This is a genomic window from Chryseobacterium sp. S90, from assembly GCF_047444895.1.
In the GTDB taxonomy this organism is placed as follows: domain Bacteria; phylum Bacteroidota; class Bacteroidia; order Flavobacteriales; family Weeksellaceae; genus Chryseobacterium.
On sequence record NZ_JBLGCX010000011.1, the window covers coordinates 11,475 to 29,603 of the forward strand.

An 18,129-nucleotide genomic window follows, 5' to 3' on the forward strand; every position below is an offset into this window, starting at 1 on the left:
ATTTATGATTTCTTTTCTCTTCTTTGAGCATCAAGAACAGCAATCGTAGCAAGGTTTACGATCTCATCTACGCTTGAACGCATTTGAAGAACGTGTACCGGCTGTTTTAATCCCATTAAGATAGGTCCGATAACCTGTGCTACTTTCATTCCTCTTAGAATTTTGTAAGAAAGGTTCGCGCTTTCCAGATTCGGGAAGATGAAGGTGTTTGCCGGAGTTGTTCCTAATTTTGAGAATGGATAATCGCTCAGGTGATCTGCATTCATTGCAAAATCCGGTTGAATTTCACCATCTACAACCATTTTAGGATATTTCTCATGAAGGATGCTCACTGCTTTAGCAACTTTCTTGGAAGTTTCAGAAATGGCAGCGAAGTTTTCAAATCCAAGCATCGCAATTCTTGGTTCTATAGCAAACGATTTTACTGTAAATTCTGCCATTTTAGCAATATTCACAAGATCTTCTGAAGTAGGATTCTGATTGATGGAAGTATCTGCGAAGAAAATAGGTTTCTTTTCAGACAGAATCATCATCATTGCCGCTACTTTGTCTACTCCTTTATCTTTTTCAATAACTTCTAAAACAGGACGTAAAACTGAAGTATAGTTTTTAGAGAATCCTACGATAAGACCATCGGTATCGCCATGTTTCAGCATAAGAGGTCCGAAATAATCTCTCTGACGAACATATCTTTTCGCTTTGTACTCGTTCATTCCTTTTCTCTGACGAAGTTTCCAAAGGGTTTCTCTGTATTTTTTTCTGTTTTCTTTCTGATCGTCATCACTTGGATCAATGATTGGAACATCCAGAGTAATTCCGTAACGTTCCATCTGCTCCTTGATGTATTTTTTATCTCCTAAAAGGCTTGGGAAAGCAATTCCTTCCTCGTAAAGGATCTGAGCTGCTTTCAATACATTATATTCTTCAGCATTTCCAAGAGTGATTCTTTTCGGATTAGATTTAGCACGGCTCTGCATCATTCTTACCAGTCTCTCATCTCTTCCCATTCTGTCTAAAAGCTGGTGCTCATATTCCTCAAAATCCGTAATGGTTTTTCTGGCAACACCACTTTCAATAGCCGCTTTTGCTACAGCACTTGATACTTTTGTGATCAGTCTGTTATCAAACGGCTTCGGAATGAAGTAATCTCTTCCGAACTGCAGATTCTGAACATTGTATGCTAAAATTACAGCTTCCGGTACCGGTTCTTTTGCTAAATCAGCAATCGCGTGTACGGCAGCCAGTTTCATTTCTTCATTAATTCCTGTAGACTGTACATCCAATGCTCCACGGAAGATATAAGGGAATCCTAATACGTTGTTTACCTGGTTAGGATAATCACTTCTTCCTGTTGCTAAAATCACATCTTTACGAGTTTCAATGGCAAGATCATAAGCAATTTCAGGATCAGGGTTAGCCAAAGCAAATACGATAGGATTTTCGTTCATGCTTAACAACATTTCCGGAGTCATTACATTTCCTTTAGACAATCCAACGAAAACATCAGATCCTTTTACAGCATCTTCTAATGTTTCAATATCAGTCTGAGCGATGAAGTCTAATTTTTCAGGAGTAAGGTTTTCTCTTTTATGGTTGATAACCCCTTTACTGTCACACATCAGGACGTTTTCTTTTTTCAATCCCAATGAAATATAAAGCTTGGTACATGCAATAGCTGCTGCACCTGCTCCATTGACAACCATTTTCACTTTATCAATATCTTTATTGGCAATCTGCAGAGAGTTGATCAATGCCGCTGCTGAGATAATTGCAGTTCCGTGCTGGTCGTCATGCATCAAAGGAATATTCAATTCCTCTTTCAGCCTTTGTTCTATATAAAAAGCTTCAGGAGCTTTAATATCTTCAAGGTTGATTCCTCCGAAAGTAGGAGCAATTCCTTTTACGATTTCAATAAATTTATCAGGATCTTTCTCATCGATCTCAATATCAAATACGTTGATATCTGCAAAGATCTTGAACAAAAGTCCTTTCCCCTCCATTACCGGTTTTGAAGCTTCAGCCCCGATATCTCCCAGTCCAAGTACGGCAGTACCGTTAGAAATTACTGCTACCAGGTTTCCTTTTCCTGTATAATCATAAACAGTTTCCGGTTTATCATGAATTTCCATACAAGGAACTGCTACTCCCGGAGAATATGCCAATGATAAGTCTCTTTGAGAAGAGTGTGGCTTTGATGGGATTACTTCAATTTTTCCCTTTGGTTCTGCTTTATGATAATCCAGCGCTGCCTGGCTAAAGTTCTTTTCGTCACGATTGTTGTTACTTGACATAAAATTTGGTTTTTTGTTAAAGTATGTATTTAATGTGGTAATCTACTAAGCTTTCAATTGGTTTCTGCACAACATGTCCCACATTTAAATTAAGTTCTGTAGCTACAGAACGTAGTATATTTTCATAATAATAAGCAATAGAGCCAATGAAATTGATCTCGGCATCTTTTGCTTCCTCATAAGGGAGAACCTGATATTCAAAGAAACTTTTCATTTCTTCAAACACCATATCTCTGAAATAAGGATGATCTTTTCTCTCGATCACAAATTTGGTAAAGTTTGCCAAATATGCATTTGGTCTTGGGGTATGATACATGTTTTTCAATGCATCTTCTACGGTAAGCTGATAGTTGGCTTCAAATTCTGTATGAAGGTCTGAAGGCAGTTTTTTCATGAAATATCTGCGCACCAATTGCTTTCCGATAGCACTGCCGCTTCCTTCATCTCCGATCAGGAATCCCAGTGAAGGCAATTCTATCTTCAGATTGTCACCGTCAAAAAAACAGGAATTTGATCCTGTGCCAAGAATGCACACGATTGCAGGTTTTCCGCTGTATGCTGCATAGGCTGCAGCCATCAGATCTTCCTTCACAATAATTTCCGCTTTTCCAAAAACTTTTGTCAGTTCTTCTTCTATGGTTTCACAGTTTTTTTTCACACCGCATCCGGAACCATAAAAAAAGACCTTGGTAATTGAATTTTTAACCGACACCAGATTGCTATTTTTCTGTATCTCAGGAGCGATAAGTTCTCTGTTGATAAAATTCGGATTGAAACCGATTGTTTCTGTTTTCAGAAAAACCTTCTTAAAGTCATCAAGTATTACCCAATCTGATTTAGTAGAACCACTATCTACAATAGCAACCATATTTTAGATTTTAATTTAAGGGTGCTAAATTAGGAATTTATCTTCAATTAGCGTTTAAAAACAACCTGGAAGCTGTCTAAAATCATTAATGTTTAATTTGTGTTTTTTTTTCGTTGAATTGCAAAAGCCAATCTTCTATTTCATCTTCCAGATAGGAAGTCTGTAATACCATAGCATTGATAAAATCGTCAGGCACTGGTTCTCCGCTGGAGTTTTCAAGATTCCACAATTCATCTGACATATTTTCATATTCTGAATACACTCTTTTGAAGCGGGAATTTTCTTTCTCAAGAGCCTCAATATTTTTCTGTTGAAGCTGGAATTTTCTGTATTTGTTTTGACTTTTCATACAAATATTATTAATAATTGGGTCATAAAATGTAGGGGTATATGCTCTTAATCGCGCACTACAAGATAGAAAAAACCATCAACACAAGAAGTTGAAAATGAATTTATTATCAGGTCATTATTACATCATTCTGAATATTAAAATTAGAAATAATTTTTATTAAAAAAAATATTTTAACAACTTTTTTCAGTGTTTAACATATAGTTATAAATTTGCATATTCATATTGTGAAGGTTCGGTATTATTGACCAACTAAAACGTTTATTAACAGCCGGAATGCAGTAAGACCTTTATATTCTGAGATATAAATCACTTCAGTCATTATACAATATGTATTTATATATTTAGTTTTATAATCATTAAATGAAAGAAATACTCATACGCCAGAAACAGGTTCTGTTCTTCGTTATTGCAGGAGGACTGAGTGCCGTTGTAGAAATAGGCAGCTTTAAAATTTTCAGCACTTATCTTCCACATTTCTTTGCAAAGGAAATCAACTTCCATGGTGTACATTATCCTTTAAGTAATATTTTTTCTACAAGCTGCGGGATTATTACCAATTATTTCCTGAGTATCTGGTTTGTGTTTGAAAGAGGAAAACACTCGAAGAAAAAAGAGTTTGTTTATTTTATGGTGGTCTCCTTCTTTTCAACGTTACTGAGCTTAGGTTTTTTCCAGATATTTTACAGTTTCATATTTAAAGATAATATCAATTTATTTTTTTATACCTTGAGCCCGGAAATGATCAGCAAAATTGCAGCAATATTGCTGGTTTCCATTCTGAATTATTCGGTAAAAAAGAAAGTAATTTTTAACGGTTAAGCTGTGACAAAAATTTTAAATTATCTCTGGAGATTCTGGCTGCTGCTGTTAGCATTTTTTCTGACAGTTACTATTGGGATCCCTGTTTATATTTTATCTTTTAACAAAAAACATTATAAATACGGTTATAAACTCGTCAGGCTCTGGTGTTTCGGAATGTTTTACGGAATGGGTTTCAGATATGACCTCATTAAACTTTCAGAACAGGAGAAAGACAAAAGTATACCTTATGTTTTTATCTCCAATCATACATCCATCATGGATATTATGCTTACCTGCATTGTATTTCCCGATCATCCGATATGTTTTGTAGGGAAGAAAGAACTGGTAAAGATTCCTATTTTCGGAACCATTTATAAAAGGATATGTGTGATGGTAGACAGAACGAGCGCTAAAAGCCGTGCGGATGTATACCGCAGATGTGCTGAAAAGATGGAGGAAGGCAACAGTATTGCCATTTTTCCTGAAGGCGGTGTCCCGGACGACACCTCTATCATCCTGGATGACTTTAAGGACGGAGCATTTATGCTGTCCTCAAAACATAACTCTCCTATCGCTGTTTATACCTTTATCGGACTGAAAGAAATGTTCCCTTTTGAAAACTCAAAAGGCTATCCCGGAAGAGTAAAGGTGTATTTCAACGGAATCATTGAGCCTACCGATTCGCCAAAAGACTTAAAGACAGAGGCTTACGAAGAAATAAAAAAAACCTTAATCAGGTATTCCGTTGAAAGGAAATAGTTATATTTGTTTGTGAAATCTATAATAAATATGTCAAATTATTCTAAACAAACCAATTGGGCCCAATTCATTCCATTGGTTACTGTATTCTTCTTTTGGGGATTTGTAGCAGCCAGTAATGATATTCTGATCCCCGTTTTTCAAAAAGCCTTCAATCTATCTCAAACTGAAAGTATGCTGGTACAGATATGCTTTTATGTAGCGTATACTGTAGGTTCTTTAATTTATATGATTGTATCAAGGAGCCTGAAACAGGATTTGATCAATAAAATCGGGTACAAAAACGGCCTTATTGTTGGGCTTCTTATTTCCGCATTGGGAACCCTGTTGTTTTATCCGGCAGCCAATATGCATTCTTTCCCTTTAATGATCTCCGGATTATTTATTGTAGGTTTAGGATTCTCTCTTCAGCAGATTGTTGCCAACCCGCTTGCTATTGAAGTAGGTCCTACAGAAACAGGATCTCAGAGGTTAACAATGGCTGGAGGAATCAATAACTTAGGGACTACAATAGGACCGCTTATTGTTGCATTTGCCATTTTTGGTTCTGCAAGCGCAGGCAACACGGAAGCGAGTATAGAAAGTGTAAAAACTCCTTATCTGATATTAGGAGCAGCTTTTGCTCTTGTAGCTTTAATGCTTAAATTTTCTTCTCTTCCTGCTGTAACTCCAACGAATACTGAAAACACTGATGATTCAACTCCTGGAGAGCACAGAAAATCAGCATTTCAGTATCCTCAACTGGTGATGGGAATGATCGCGATCTTCGTGTATGTAGGGGTAGAAGTTTCCACTGCCAGTAACCTTCCGGCTTATATGGAAAAAAACTTAGGATTTGAAACCAAAGATGTAGCTCCTTATATTTCTTTATACTGGGCATCATTGATGATTGGCCGGTGGACAGGTGCTGTAGAAGCATTTGATGTAAATGCCGGATTCAAAAAGATTTTAAGGTTCTTAGCTCCTTATCTTGCATTTGGTGTATTTCTATTCGTGAATGCTATTGCGAAGCATGATTTGTCTCCATTCTATGTATATGGATTCATTATTATTGCAATGATTATCTGTGATATCTTAAGTAAAGGAAACCCGGCAAGAATGCTTTTGATCTTCTCATTGGCAGGGATTACCGCTTTATTGGTAGGAATGTTCACTACAGGAATGGTATCTGTATATGCATTTACCAGTGTAGGTCTTTTCTGCTCTACTTTATGGCCATGTATTTTTGCACTTGCCATCAACGGACTTGGAAAACATACCAATCAAGGTTCCGGATATCTTATTATGATGATTATGGGTGGAGGTATCGTAAGTTTTATCCAGGGGTATATTGCTGATATTACAAATATTCATTTCAGTTATATCGTAGGGGTTATTTGTTTTGCTTATCTTGCATTCTATGCGATCCGTGTGAGTGGGATTCTAAAAGCCCAGGGCATTGATCTTGATAAAGTATCTAAAGGTAATGGTCATTAATATAACGAAAACAATATATAAAAAGAAAAGGTTTTGGGCAGGTGTATTACTTGCCCAATTTCTTTTGTTTTATGTCTGCTCAAAATCCGGGGTGATGATCTCGTTTTTTGAAAGCTTTTTTGAACTTCAAAAAGGAACACATCAGGTATTGTTCAGCTGGATTCCATTTTCTATGGGAGATCTTATATATATTGTATTGGGTGCTTTCCTGTTGTATTATTTCATCATGCTATTCAGAAAGCAGCGAAGAAATGATTCTATGCTCAGAATTCTGATCATCATCAATATTTTTTACTTTATCTATCAGATCTTTTGGGGAATGCTGTATTTTCAGACACCTATCATCAAGAAACTTTCAAGCCAGAAAGAGCCGGATGTGGAAAAAGCCAAGAAACTGGCTCTTGCTTATCTTGAAAAATGCAAAGTAACCAGACAATCTGTTCATGAAGATAACAAAGGTGTATTCATCATTACGAACCTTAGTTCTATACAACAGAAAATTCTGCATCAACAGGCAAAATTACCTTCTTATATTTCCAATAAAAAAGCACCTCAGATTTTGGATATTAAACCCAGCTTATTCAAAAATGTAATGAGTTTTACGGGTATTTTGGGATACTACAACCCTTTTACTGCAGAAGCTCAATATAATGCTGAATTACCTTCTACCTTCATCCCTTTCACAACGGCGCATGAAAGTTCCCATCAGCTTGGTTTTGCCAGAGAACAGGAGGCTAATTTCGTGGGATATTTAATAGGAGTTCATTCCAGTAATAAGGAATTGAGATACAGCACTGAGTTTTTTACTTTAAAAAGCCTTTTAAGGTTTATTGTGGAAGAAGATCCGGAGTTCGTCAAGAATGTTCTTCATCGATATTCTCCTGCCATGAAAAGAGACCGCATGTATGAAAAGAATTTTGTACTCAGTCATCAGGGCTGGCTGGATGATTTTTTTGGATACACCAATAACCTCTTCCTGAAAAGCAATCAGCAGGAAGGTTCTGTCACCTATTCTTACTTTATAGATCTTCTCTTAAACTATGAAAAATAAATAAAAAAAGAATCGTATCAGGCGATACGATTCTAAAAACACAAATGATGAAAAAAAATTTATTACCTTGACTTGTTCCCTCATTCAAGGCGATGTAAAAGTACGACATATTTTATAAATACAAAAACATTTACCTCCTTTTTTAAAACTTTATGAAAATTTTATGATTTTTTAAGTTTTTTTGAGTTTACACCACATCATTACAAATCGCAATCAACACGGGCATTCAATACAAAAAACATCATTTAAACTCTTATAGCCTATTAAATCACCATAGAATCAAACATTTGTTTAGATAAAAAACATTCGGTTTTCACCCTATTTTCATCGTTTTAAAAATTGGAGTTATCCGCTGTATTTCATGGTATATTTCTACTATTTATATTCAAAAATTTCAGGATATTTTGATCAGAAAATAATAGACTTATTATTTCAGTTTGTCTATTTTTTCAAAAACAGGAATTTCCAGATAACTGTCATTATATCGTTTTATTTCAATGGGCTTTCCGCATCGAATATCTTTCCAATAACATCCTAATGCAGCTTTATTACATGTAAAAACTAAATATACTTTGTTACAAAGCAAGGCTCCATTGTTTCCCGCATGTGAAATTTTATGTAAACTATAACCATGAAAATTTTAAAATACCTGCCTGCGGGAACCGGCCTTCTTCTTTTAAAGCAACTCACTTGAAAATTCAGTTTTCCCAGCTAAAACTCTTGTTTTATCAAATAATTCTATGAATAAATTCTACGCCGATGCAGCAATAAAATCATAGAATTGTATTAGAATATCATATTTTAGAATCGAATTTGGAACCCCGATTTTGTGAAATAAAATATTGAAAGTCAAATCAAATCTACCAACAGCCGTTTATATCTCACTAATAAAAGAAAAAAATTTTTGTATATTTAAAACATCTGTGTATTTTAGATAAAAATATTAACATGATTTTTGACAAACTAATTAACCACCTAAAACTCGATAAACAGGAATTCATTTTCCAGTTCAACTCACATCCCAACTATCCATCTGCGTTGGCTTTCAGTGATACGCTTAACTTTATGGGGGTGAAAAATGATGCTTATGAGCTTGACAAAGAATATTGGGACGAACTTCCGGAAGAATTTATTGCCATTGTTGAAAATTCATTCTCTCTCGTAAAAAAGTCAGGCAGCAATTATTCAGTATACTCAGAAAAAGCAAAAACCTTCGGTAAAGAAGAACTTTATACCAAATCAACTGATTTTGTACTGTTGTTTGAAAAAACAGAAAATGCAGAGAATAAACTGGCTTTCAATTTCAAACCGGTTCTTTATTTAATTTTTGCAGCTGTTCTTGCCTATTCATTTATAAGCCAAACCATTTACGAAGCCTTATTCAATCTTCTTTCTTTGGCTGGAGTATATATTTCACTGGAAATCTTCAATCAGAAATTCGGAAATACATCTACTGTAATCGGAAGTATCTGTGGTGGCGGAAGTGCTGCTGCCAACCAGACAGCCAACTCATGTGATAAAATCATAAAGCAGGATAAAACCAGTATTCTGGGTTTAAAATTTGCAGACTTTTCTCTGATTTATTTTGCGGGGCTTGCAGTGCTGGGGTTATTTTTACCGGCTACAGCTTATATTGTAAAAGGATTTACTTTTGTTTCTGTTCTTGCCATAGGATATTCTCTATACATTCAGGCATTTGTAGAAAAAACGTTTTGCAGAATTTGCCTTTTGATTATTTCAATACTTGTTGCACAGATAGTAGTAAGCAGTTTATTTTTTGAGAACCTCTCTTTCAGTGTGGGAACACTCTTATTAACTGTCATTCTGTGGGCTTTGGTATTCTCTGCTGTTATTTATTTCAATACTCTTCTTGAGCAAAAAGAAGCACTTCAAAAGTCTAATGCAAAAAACCTTAGATTCAAAAGAAATTATGAGCTTTTCAAAAATCAGATGGAACAGAATCCAAAAATTGAATTCCAGAACACAGAAACTTTTGCTGTTGGAAAAAAAGATGCAAAGCTTCGTATCTCTATCGTTTCCAATCCCTATTGCGGTTTCTGTAAAGATGCTCATAAACTGGCAGAAAGTCTCTTGGAAAAATATCCTGATAATATCTCTTTACAGATGAGATTCAATTACAGCCCTGAAAGAGCTCCTGAAAAGTATACACAACTTATTTCAGACTTAACTTATATTTACCACAACAAGCCTGAAAAAGAATTTCTACACGCTGTAGAAGAATGGTTTGAAACTAAGGACGAAAGCAAAATCAATGCGCTTTCCGGAGGAAATGTCACCTCGGAAAACCTGAATCCATTGGTAGAGATGTCTAATGAAAACAGCAATGCAGGATTAAACTTCACCCCTATTTTTATCATCAATGGATACCAATTCCCTGACAAGTATGATCGTGAAGATATTTTGTTTTTTATTGATGAATTAATAGAAGATGATGAGATTTAGTAAATAATATCATTCATTTGAAAATTTCACTATCTTAGGAAAAACAAAAACAACATCTGAGAAGGTGTAAAAGAGCAGAAAAACAGTGACCAATGGGACTATTTGCGGTTTACCATTTCATTGAATTATAATTGAATTAAAGTAAATGTCGTCACGCGCTGACGGCATTTTATAATGAGTAGTAGTTTTGAAAAAAAAGTTTCCTTTTTATAAGCAACCAGATACCAAAGACTGCGGCCCTACATGTCTCAGGATCGTAAGTAAGTATTATGGTAAAAGTATATCCCTGCAGCAGATTCGCAACCTTTCCGAAACAACACGTGAAGGAAGCAGCCTTCTTGGACTAAGCGATGCAGCAGAAAATCTCGGATTCCGGTCGATGGGAGTCCAGATTGATTTCAATACCCTCACAGAAGAGGTTCCTTTCCCTTGTGTAGCACACTGGAATAAAAACCATTTTGTTGTTGTATACAAGATTGACAAAAATAACAAAGTATATATTTCGGACCCCAGTTATGGACTGATCACTTATACAAGAGAAGAATTCATCAAATCCTGGATCGGAGAAAATGCAAATGAAAATACAGAAGAAGGAATCGTCCTGATTCTTGAAACAACACCGGCTTTTTTCCAGACTGAATTTGATGCTGAAGAAAGTAAAGCCAGCTTTACATTTCTTTCCAAATATCTCCTTAAGTATAAAACACTTGTGATCCAGTTGGCCATAGGTCTTTTGGGAGGAAGTTTATTATCTCTGATATTCCCGTTTCTTACCCAAAGTATTGTAGACGTCGGGATCCAGAACCAGGATATTAATTTTATCTATGTAGTTTTACTTGCACAGATTATGCTGTTCCTTGGAAGAATGGGAATTGAAACCATACGAAGCTGGATTCTTCTCCATCTTTCGGCAAGGATTAACATTTCCATCATCTCCGATTTCTTTATCAAGCTTATGAGGCTTCCGATAAGTTTCTTTGATACGAGAATGACCGGAGATATCATGCAGAGAATAAATGACCACCACAGAATCGAGCAGCTGCTTACAAGTTCATCTTTAAATACCCTGTTCTCACTGGTGAATCTTATCATCTTCAGTATTGTTTTGCTGTTTTATGATTACAGATTATTCATTGTTTACCTTGTTGGGGCTGTATTGTATATTGGCTGGATCAGTTTCTTCCTGAAAAAAAGAAAAGAACTTGACTACAAAAGGTTCTCTCAGGTTTCTCAGGAACAAAGTAAAGTGATTGAGCTTATCAACGGTATGCAGGAAATTAAAATGCATAATGCTGAAAAACAAAAACGATGGGACTGGGAATTTCTCCAGGTAAAACTGTTTAAGATCAGAATAAAATCTCTTTCATTAGAACAATGGCAGTCTGTTGGAGGTAACTTTATCAACCAGATGAAAGATATTCTGGTAAGTTTCCTTTCTGCAAAACTGGTTTTAAGTGGTAACCTGACTTTAGGGATGATGCTTTCTGTACAATATATCATTGGACAGTTGAACAGCCCTCTTCTTCAGCTCATCGACTTTATCAAGCAGACTCAGGATGCTAAGATTTCCCTTGAAAGATTAGGAGAAATTCATGATAAAGATGATGAGGAAGATAAAAATGAACAGTACGTCACAGATGTTCCAAAGAAAGATATCGAGATCAGGGATATGTCATTCCGTTATATTGGTTCCGATGTTCCGGTTTTTGAAAACTTAAGCCTTACGATTCCTTATCAGCAGACTACAGCTATTGTTGGAGCCAGTGGAAGTGGAAAAACGACCTTGTTGAAACTCTTAATGAAGTTTTATGATCCTGATCAGGGTGAAATCAGAATCGGGAGCACCAATATGAAGAATATTTCGCCAAGATACTGGAGAGATCATTGCGGAGTAGTAATGCAGGAAGGCTATGTATTCAACGATACTATTGCTAATAACATTGCTGTAGGTGAAGACCATATTGACAAACAAAAACTGAGACGTGCTGTAGAAATAGCCAATATCAAAGAATTTATTGAAAGCCTTCCGTTAAGTTATAATACGAAAATCGGAAATGAAGGTGTTGGAGTCAGCGGTGGTCAGAAACAAAGACTCTTCATTGCAAGAGCCGTTTACAAATCTCCTGAATATATTTTGTTTGATGAAGCTACATCAGCACTGGATGCCAATAATGAGAAAGTGATCATGGAAAACCTTGAGCAGTTCTTCAAAGGAAAAACAGCAGTGGTTATTGCCCACAGACTTTCTACAGTAAGACATGCGGATAAAATTATCGTACTGGATCAGGGGAAAGTTGTAGAAGAAGGCAGTCATGCAGACCTTGTAGATTTAAGAGGAGAATATTACAGACTTGTAAGAAACCAGCTTGAACTAGGAAGTTAGTAAACATATAGCGTAACCGAAAAGCTTATAGAGTAGGAAAAACAAAAACTAATTTTAATCATGAAAAATCTAAAAAAACTTTCGAGAAAAGATCTGGCATTTGTCAGCGGAGGTGTAGTTATTCCGGACAACAATTGTTGTGGTTCTTGGTGTCTTGGCAGCTGGATGCCATGCCGTATCCATCATATTGCATGTCCACCGGATGCTGATACTTCACCACCATCGTGGTACGACGGGAATTGCCCATTTGGTTAAATTATATTCCCCCTGAAATATTGGGGGAAATTTTATCTTAGAAAAATGAAAGAAGACGTTTTAGACAATATTGAACTTCGCTCAGAAAGCGTTCAGGATATTCTTACCCAGCCTCCTCATTGGATGATACGCTGGGGAAATACCGTTATATTTATTATTCTCCTGTTGATTCTCCTAATGAGTTACATTATAAAATATCCGGAATTTGTACCGGCACCTATTATTGTAACTTCACAGAATCCTCCGGAGAAGATCGAAGCAAGGACAAGTTCCAAAATTGAAAAAATATTCATAAAAGACCATCAGGAAGTTAAAAAGAATGATGTTCTGATGGTAATGCAGTCTGCGGCCAATTATAAGGACATTCTAGAGCTTAAAAAGCTGATAGACTCTATTACTCCTGATAATTTATATAACTTCCCTCTGGCCCAGGCTTCAAGGTTCAAATTGGGGGAATTACAGGGTGAATACAACAGTTTTGCAAAAGCATTTCAGGATGAGGCCCTTTTTACAAGATTACAGCCTTACGCTCCGGAAAACCTGGCAGCCAATCAGAGTATTTCTGAATACCGCATAAGAATAGCTACCTTAAAACAACAGAAAAACCTGGAATCTATAAAATATGATCTGACCAAGAAAAACTTCAACAGATCTCAGGAACTTTTCAATCAGGGAGTTATTTCAGCTATGGAACTTGAAAATGAAAAGATCAAATATCTTCAGGCCCAGCAAAATCTTGAAAATCTTAACATTACCATTTCACAAATGGATGAGGGTATTTCCAATCTTAACAAGACTAAAAGCGGAACTGCCATTAATACAGAAAAAGACAGAATTACATATTCTTCACAAACTTTACAGCTTCTTGAGCAACTGAGAAAATCTTTAAAACAGTGGGAGCTGAATTACCTTGTCATATCATCTACGGATGGTATTGCCAGTTTCCAGCAGTTTTTTGGTGAAAATCAGTTTGTAAAGGTGAGTGAACCTATCGTTTCTATTCTTCCTAAAAATAAAGAGCAGCTGGTAGGCAGAATGTCTGTTCCTACAACCAACTCAGGAAAAATAATTCCGGGCGAAAAAGTATTGATTAAGCTTGATAACTACCGATTCCAGGAATACGGAATCATCGAAGGAGAAGTACAGAATATCTCTCTTATTCCTGATGATAAAGGAAATTATTACGTAGATGTTATTTTGCCAAAAGGATTAAAAACCAGCTATAACAAAACGCTTACATTCGATAAAGAACTCAGAGGCAGCGCAGAGATCGTAACACAAGATCTCCGATTGATTGAAAGATTCTTCTATCAAATCAGAAAGCTTCTTGGATATCAGGTCTGATAAAGAATTTAGATAAAAAATAAAAGCCGTTGTACAGATTGTAGAACGGCTTTTTTATAATGATATCCGAGATTAGTCACACTTTCAACATATCCAATTAGTAAAATTCATTGATTACAGCCTTTACTCTGCAAAAAGAGAATTAAGATCATAAATAAACAGATCCATCAAAAAAAACCTGTAAGAAAGCGAATACATGGGAAATAATAACCTTCTATCTTAAAAAAAATTTCGATAAAGAGTAGGATAAGCTCAAAAGCCGGATCATTCCCTTAATTTTCTATTGAAAGACAATAATGAAAAAATTGGGAGGAAATAAAAAGATAGATTTTTAGTTATTCTAAAAAATGAAAACCGCAATCATTAAATCAATGATTGCGGTTTTTTGTAGCGAAGACGGGAATTGAACCCGTGACCTCAGGGTTATGAATCCTGCGCTCTAACCAACTGAGCTACCTCGCCTTTTTGGTGGTGCAAATATAGAAAATATTTCTTTACCTCCAAAATTATTTTAACTTAAAATATTCCAAAACATCTCCCACATGATCTGGTTTGTTGATAATCTTATTGTTAGCATCTAAAATAAAATACGTCGGAGTTGCATGAATATTGTACATATCCGTGTAACTGCTGTTCCATCCTCTCAATTCTGAGTCATTCACCCAAGGAAATGCAGCAATCTTTTTAGTATAAGAATTTTTGTCAACATCTAAAGAAAACCCTACAACCTGAATATTCTTTGATTTCAGCTCATTGTATTTTTCCAGAAGTTTCGGAAGTTCGCTTTCACAGTGTGAGCATGTGGATGACCAAAACACAATAACCTTTTTATCAGCCTTTATATCGTATAACGATTTCGCTGTAGTATTTACAGGCGACTGGAATTTATAATTAGGGAAAGCAGCTCCCATTTCAATATTAGCGTTCGATTTCAGTGTAGAAGCAAGTCTGTCATTGATGGTACACTTAAGATTTTTGGCAAGCGACAAATATTTGCTCTTATATTCATCCATCTCATATACATCAAAAATATCGATCAGTTCTGATAAAACAGTCTGGCCTCTTGGAGTTTCTACTTTTAATCGGTCTAATAGTTTGTCAACAGAAGCAGTAACATTAGTATTCCCCCCGGAATTCAGGTAAGATACTAATACTGGTCTTAGTAATGATGAAGTTTCCAGCATATCATTTGACTTGTCCAGAAAGTTGATTATTTCCTCCTGATCTACTTTTTTGGCAGCATCTTGTGAAGGGGAAATAAATTTACTGTAATTCGTGTTATAATAGGTAATAAATGGATGTTGAGCAGCATCAATAGAGCTGGAAGTACCGGAAAGTCTGTCGATCTCTATTTTCAGTGCTTTTCCAAAGTCTGTATTATCTTTATAATATTCTTTGATCTGTGCTAAAGCCGGCAAAATAAGCTCTTTCTTTTGTGAACCTTCCTGCTGCTTGCTCATCAGGTTATTCGCTTCATCCAGATAGGTAACATCTTTAACTTTATTATTCTGGATATCCAGTTTAATATTGACATTTTTATTTTCAGAAATAAAGCTTACGGTATTATTAGAGCCTGGGAAATAGATTTTCATCATTCCCATATAGCTGCTTGGGTATTTAAAAGTCCACGTACTATTCTTACTCTGTTCCTTCGTAACAATAATATCTTTTGAACCGTTTAATGTATATAGAATAGCGTCCTGATCTTTAAAGTCTGCCGGAGTCTGAATGGTAACTGTAAATTGTGCCTGCAGAGCAAATGCGGCCAAAACCGCAGATAGCGTATAAATCTTTTTCATAGAGTAAAAATAAAAAAACTCTCTGATTAATCAGAGAGTTTAATATTATTTTAATAAAATTTTATGCTTTTACGCTCTTGTACTTTTTTGTAAAGTAAACAATAAATGCAATTGCTACAATACCAAGTACATATACGTACATATCAATGGGTGCAGGTGCTCCGGTACCATTCCCTCCATTTCCGGTTCCTGTTGGAGCTGGTTGTGGTGGGGCTGCATTTGCTAAAGTTATAGCAAAAAGAAAAAGAGCTAATACTAGTTTATTAATAGTTTTCATGTGGTTTATTTTAAGATTTTAGTGTTAACAGTTTCTCCCTTATCAGAAACGATTTTTACAACGTATGAATTTTTAACTGAGCCATCAAGCTCGATTACAAAATCTCTGGATGCATCAACCGCCTTTTTAGAGATTACTAGTTTACCGCTCATATCATAAACTTGAATATCTGCTTTTTTCCATTTTGGATCAAATCTTACAATGTAATTTGTAATAGATGGATCATACACTACAAGTGTTCTTGATGCAGTAGGTTTATTTTCTACTGCTAAAGTAATATTGCTTGGTTCACCATAATACAAATTAGCTTCCTCATTTGTTACCGCTACAACATCTCCTTGTTTAGCTTCTATTAAGTTTCCGTTTTCGGCTTTATAATAGAATCCAACTCCTGAAGATAACTGGTGTGCACCAGCTGGGATTAGCGCTGCATTTTCTCTGATCTCGAATTTATAAGATTTCACCTGATCAAGGTAATAGTTAACTAACTTAACATTTTTACCCTGGAAGTTATTTTCATTAGCTTCGTTAATATATAACCAATAGTTAGTATTATTATTATCATACCCACCATTCAATGACTCTTCAAAAGTACCGATGATGTTTTTACCAGCTGAAGACTGAACTGAAGTTGCTGCAGAAATCTGGTGTCCTGTTGTTAATCCTGGAGAAACAACATAGTATGTTCTGGAAAGTTCTTTTCCATTAGCATCAAGACCAATTACACCAAGCTGTTTTACAGTATTGGTTGTATTCTTACCAGTAGACATTTTAGCTGCTGTTACATCATAGTTGATACCTGCTGTTCTTGCAGTTGACTTGAATCTTCTCAGTGTATTAAAATTTAAAGTCTGAGCTGTATTGTCTCTCAACTTTATTTTAAATGACTGCATAGGTTTGATTACAAGTAAGTCTACGTCACCAATAGCTGGAGCTACTCCATCACCAGTAGGTAAGAAAGTAACTACCTTAGCAGCTGTAGCATAAGTAGAACCACTTGGAAGAGTAACGATGGTACCTGGATCATATTCAATACCCCAGATATTTCTCACTGCATTTCCGTCAGATCCTGTAACACTTTCAGTATATCCAATATTAGCTAAATCTAAATTGGTAAGGAAAGGGTTTCCGAATTGGTAGAAATTTTGACCGAATGTAGCAGCCCATGGATTTGTAGTAAACTCAAAACTATCATCAAGATAAGTATTGTACTTCTCATTGTATTGGTTCAGAGCATTACCATTCGTTCCGAATACAACATTAGAGGTTCCCAAATTAGATTTCCCTGCGTTCTGTAATGTTACAGCACCCGCATATGGAGCATATGGTTTCCCGTTAATATTGAATACGTTTCCTGATGCAGGAGTACTTGGATTCCAGTCGTTATTTTTAACCTTAAGCATATAATAACCTGAAGCATCCCAAGTAGTCGAGGTAGGAGCTAGATTCAAAGTAGTAATAGAAACAGCATTAGCATTATCCCACTTAAGAATTGGATTGTCATATCTTCCAGTATTGAAAGTTTTACCAACCTCAGTAGATAATGAATTATAAGCTTTACCAGAGAAAGGCAAAGCAACTTGCTGGAAATAATTACCGCTACCGTTACTTGTAGTTCTGTATTCTTTGGTTACGATACCTGAAATGTTGGATTGGGATAGTCCGTCAATGTACAGCTGACCGTACGTGGAAGTAGCAAAAGAAGCAGGAGTATTAAGCCTTAAGATGATATTTCCACCGTCTGTTTTATCAGCTCCGGCACCATCAATTGTCTTAAAACTATCTGTAGCAGATCCTACCACCATAATATTTCCATGTACATCCAAAAGACCATTACCTTTTGTCTGTACACCTCCACCACTATAAACTAGGGTGCCTTCGCTCACATACATATTAGCATTAGTGTCAACATGACATAGTATCTGCGCCTGAACAGAGTAACTAATTGCTAAAAGACCTATAGCAAATAAACTTTTTCTCATTGTATAAATTATTTGTGTGTTAATACAA

General features: G+C 35.7%; 14 protein-coding genes and 1 tRNA gene. 8 read left to right on the top strand and 7 right to left on the bottom strand.

Translation table 11 applies throughout. The annotated features are described in order from the left end of the window. Positions 1 to 2 precede the first annotated feature (2 nt). The 3 genes from ACLMCG_RS21470 to ACLMCG_RS21480 all read right to left on the bottom strand — a co-directional run bounded on the left by ACLMCG_RS21470 (position 3) and on the right by ACLMCG_RS21480 (position 3,508). Positions 3 to 2,291 (bottom strand): NADP-dependent malic enzyme, encoded by a 2,289-nt coding sequence (locus tag ACLMCG_RS21470; RefSeq protein ID WP_223601795.1) that lies wholly within the window; start codon positions 2,289 to 2,291, stop codon positions 3 to 5. A gap of 16 nt (positions 2,292 to 2,307) precedes the next feature. Continuing rightward, complete coding sequence (locus tag ACLMCG_RS21475) at positions 2,308 to 3,159, bottom strand: BadF/BadG/BcrA/BcrD ATPase family protein (protein ID WP_149835750.1); 852 nt, start codon at positions 3,157 to 3,159, stop codon at positions 2,308 to 2,310. Positions 3,160 to 3,244: 85 nt separating this feature from the next. Then, positions 3,245 to 3,508, bottom strand: coding sequence for a hypothetical protein (locus ACLMCG_RS21480; protein WP_413961201.1), 264 nt, complete (start codon positions 3,506 to 3,508; stop codon positions 3,245 to 3,247). 363 nt (positions 3,509 to 3,871) lie between these two features. On the opposite strand from ACLMCG_RS21480, the gene ACLMCG_RS21485 reads away from it, so the two are divergent. The 8 genes from ACLMCG_RS21485 to ACLMCG_RS21520 all read left to right on the top strand — a co-directional run bounded on the left by ACLMCG_RS21485 (position 3,872) and on the right by ACLMCG_RS21520 (position 14,043). Further along, positions 3,872 to 4,330, top strand: a complete 459-nt coding sequence (locus tag ACLMCG_RS21485) for a GtrA family protein (protein ID WP_413961202.1) — start codon at positions 3,872 to 3,874, stop codon at positions 4,328 to 4,330. 3 nt (positions 4,331 to 4,333) lie between these two features. Further along, entirely contained in the window at positions 4,334 to 5,071 is a 738-nt protein-coding gene (locus tag ACLMCG_RS21490) for a lysophospholipid acyltransferase family protein (RefSeq protein WP_413961203.1), read from the top strand. A gap of 30 nt (positions 5,072 to 5,101) precedes the next feature. Then, positions 5,102 to 6,547 carry an MFS transporter gene (locus tag ACLMCG_RS21495; RefSeq protein WP_223601800.1) on the top strand — a complete coding sequence of 482 codons (1,446 nt, stop codon included), beginning with the start codon at positions 5,102 to 5,104 and terminating at the stop codon, positions 6,545 to 6,547. A 94-nt stretch (positions 6,548 to 6,641) separates the two neighbouring features. Then, entirely contained in the window at positions 6,642 to 7,598 is a 957-nt protein-coding gene (locus ACLMCG_RS21500) for a DUF3810 domain-containing protein (RefSeq protein WP_413961204.1), read from the top strand. Positions 7,599 to 8,546: 948 nt separating this feature from the next. Beyond that, positions 8,547 to 10,061, top strand: a complete 1,515-nt coding sequence (locus ACLMCG_RS21505; RefSeq protein WP_413961205.1) for a thioredoxin domain-containing protein — start codon at positions 8,547 to 8,549, stop codon at positions 10,059 to 10,061. A gap of 187 nt (positions 10,062 to 10,248) precedes the next feature. After that, positions 10,249 to 12,444: a peptidase domain-containing ABC transporter gene (locus ACLMCG_RS21510; protein ID WP_047420135.1), complete on the top strand. Its 2,196-nt coding sequence runs from the start codon at positions 10,249 to 10,251 to the stop codon at positions 12,442 to 12,444. Positions 12,445 to 12,504: 60 nt separating this feature from the next. Then, complete coding sequence (locus ACLMCG_RS21515) at positions 12,505 to 12,699, top strand: hypothetical protein (protein WP_156118338.1); 195 nt, start codon at positions 12,505 to 12,507, stop codon at positions 12,697 to 12,699. Between the two features lie 45 nt (positions 12,700 to 12,744). After that, on the top strand, positions 12,745 to 14,043 hold the full coding sequence (locus ACLMCG_RS21520) for an HlyD family secretion protein (RefSeq protein ID WP_413961206.1): 1,299 nt from the start codon (positions 12,745 to 12,747) through the stop codon (positions 14,041 to 14,043). Between the two features lie 388 nt (positions 14,044 to 14,431). On the opposite strand, the gene ACLMCG_RS21525 is transcribed toward ACLMCG_RS21520, so the two are convergent. The 4 genes from ACLMCG_RS21525 to ACLMCG_RS21540 all read right to left on the bottom strand — a co-directional run bounded on the left by ACLMCG_RS21525 (position 14,432) and on the right by ACLMCG_RS21540 (position 18,101). Beyond that, positions 14,432 to 14,505, bottom strand: a tRNA-Met gene (locus ACLMCG_RS21525). A 44-nt stretch (positions 14,506 to 14,549) separates the two neighbouring features. Then, a complete protein-coding gene (locus ACLMCG_RS21530) occupies positions 14,550 to 15,842 on the bottom strand; it encodes a TlpA family protein disulfide reductase (protein ID WP_413961207.1) in 1,293 nt (430 codons plus the stop codon). Between the two features lie 61 nt (positions 15,843 to 15,903). After that, positions 15,904 to 16,119, bottom strand: coding sequence for a signal peptidase (locus ACLMCG_RS21535; RefSeq protein ID WP_413961208.1), 216 nt, complete (start codon positions 16,117 to 16,119; stop codon positions 15,904 to 15,906). Positions 16,120 to 16,124: 5 nt separating this feature from the next. Next, a complete protein-coding gene (locus ACLMCG_RS21540) occupies positions 16,125 to 18,101 on the bottom strand; it encodes a T9SS type A sorting domain-containing protein (protein ID WP_413961209.1) in 1,977 nt (658 codons plus the stop codon). Positions 18,102 to 18,129: the final 28 nt, after the last annotated feature.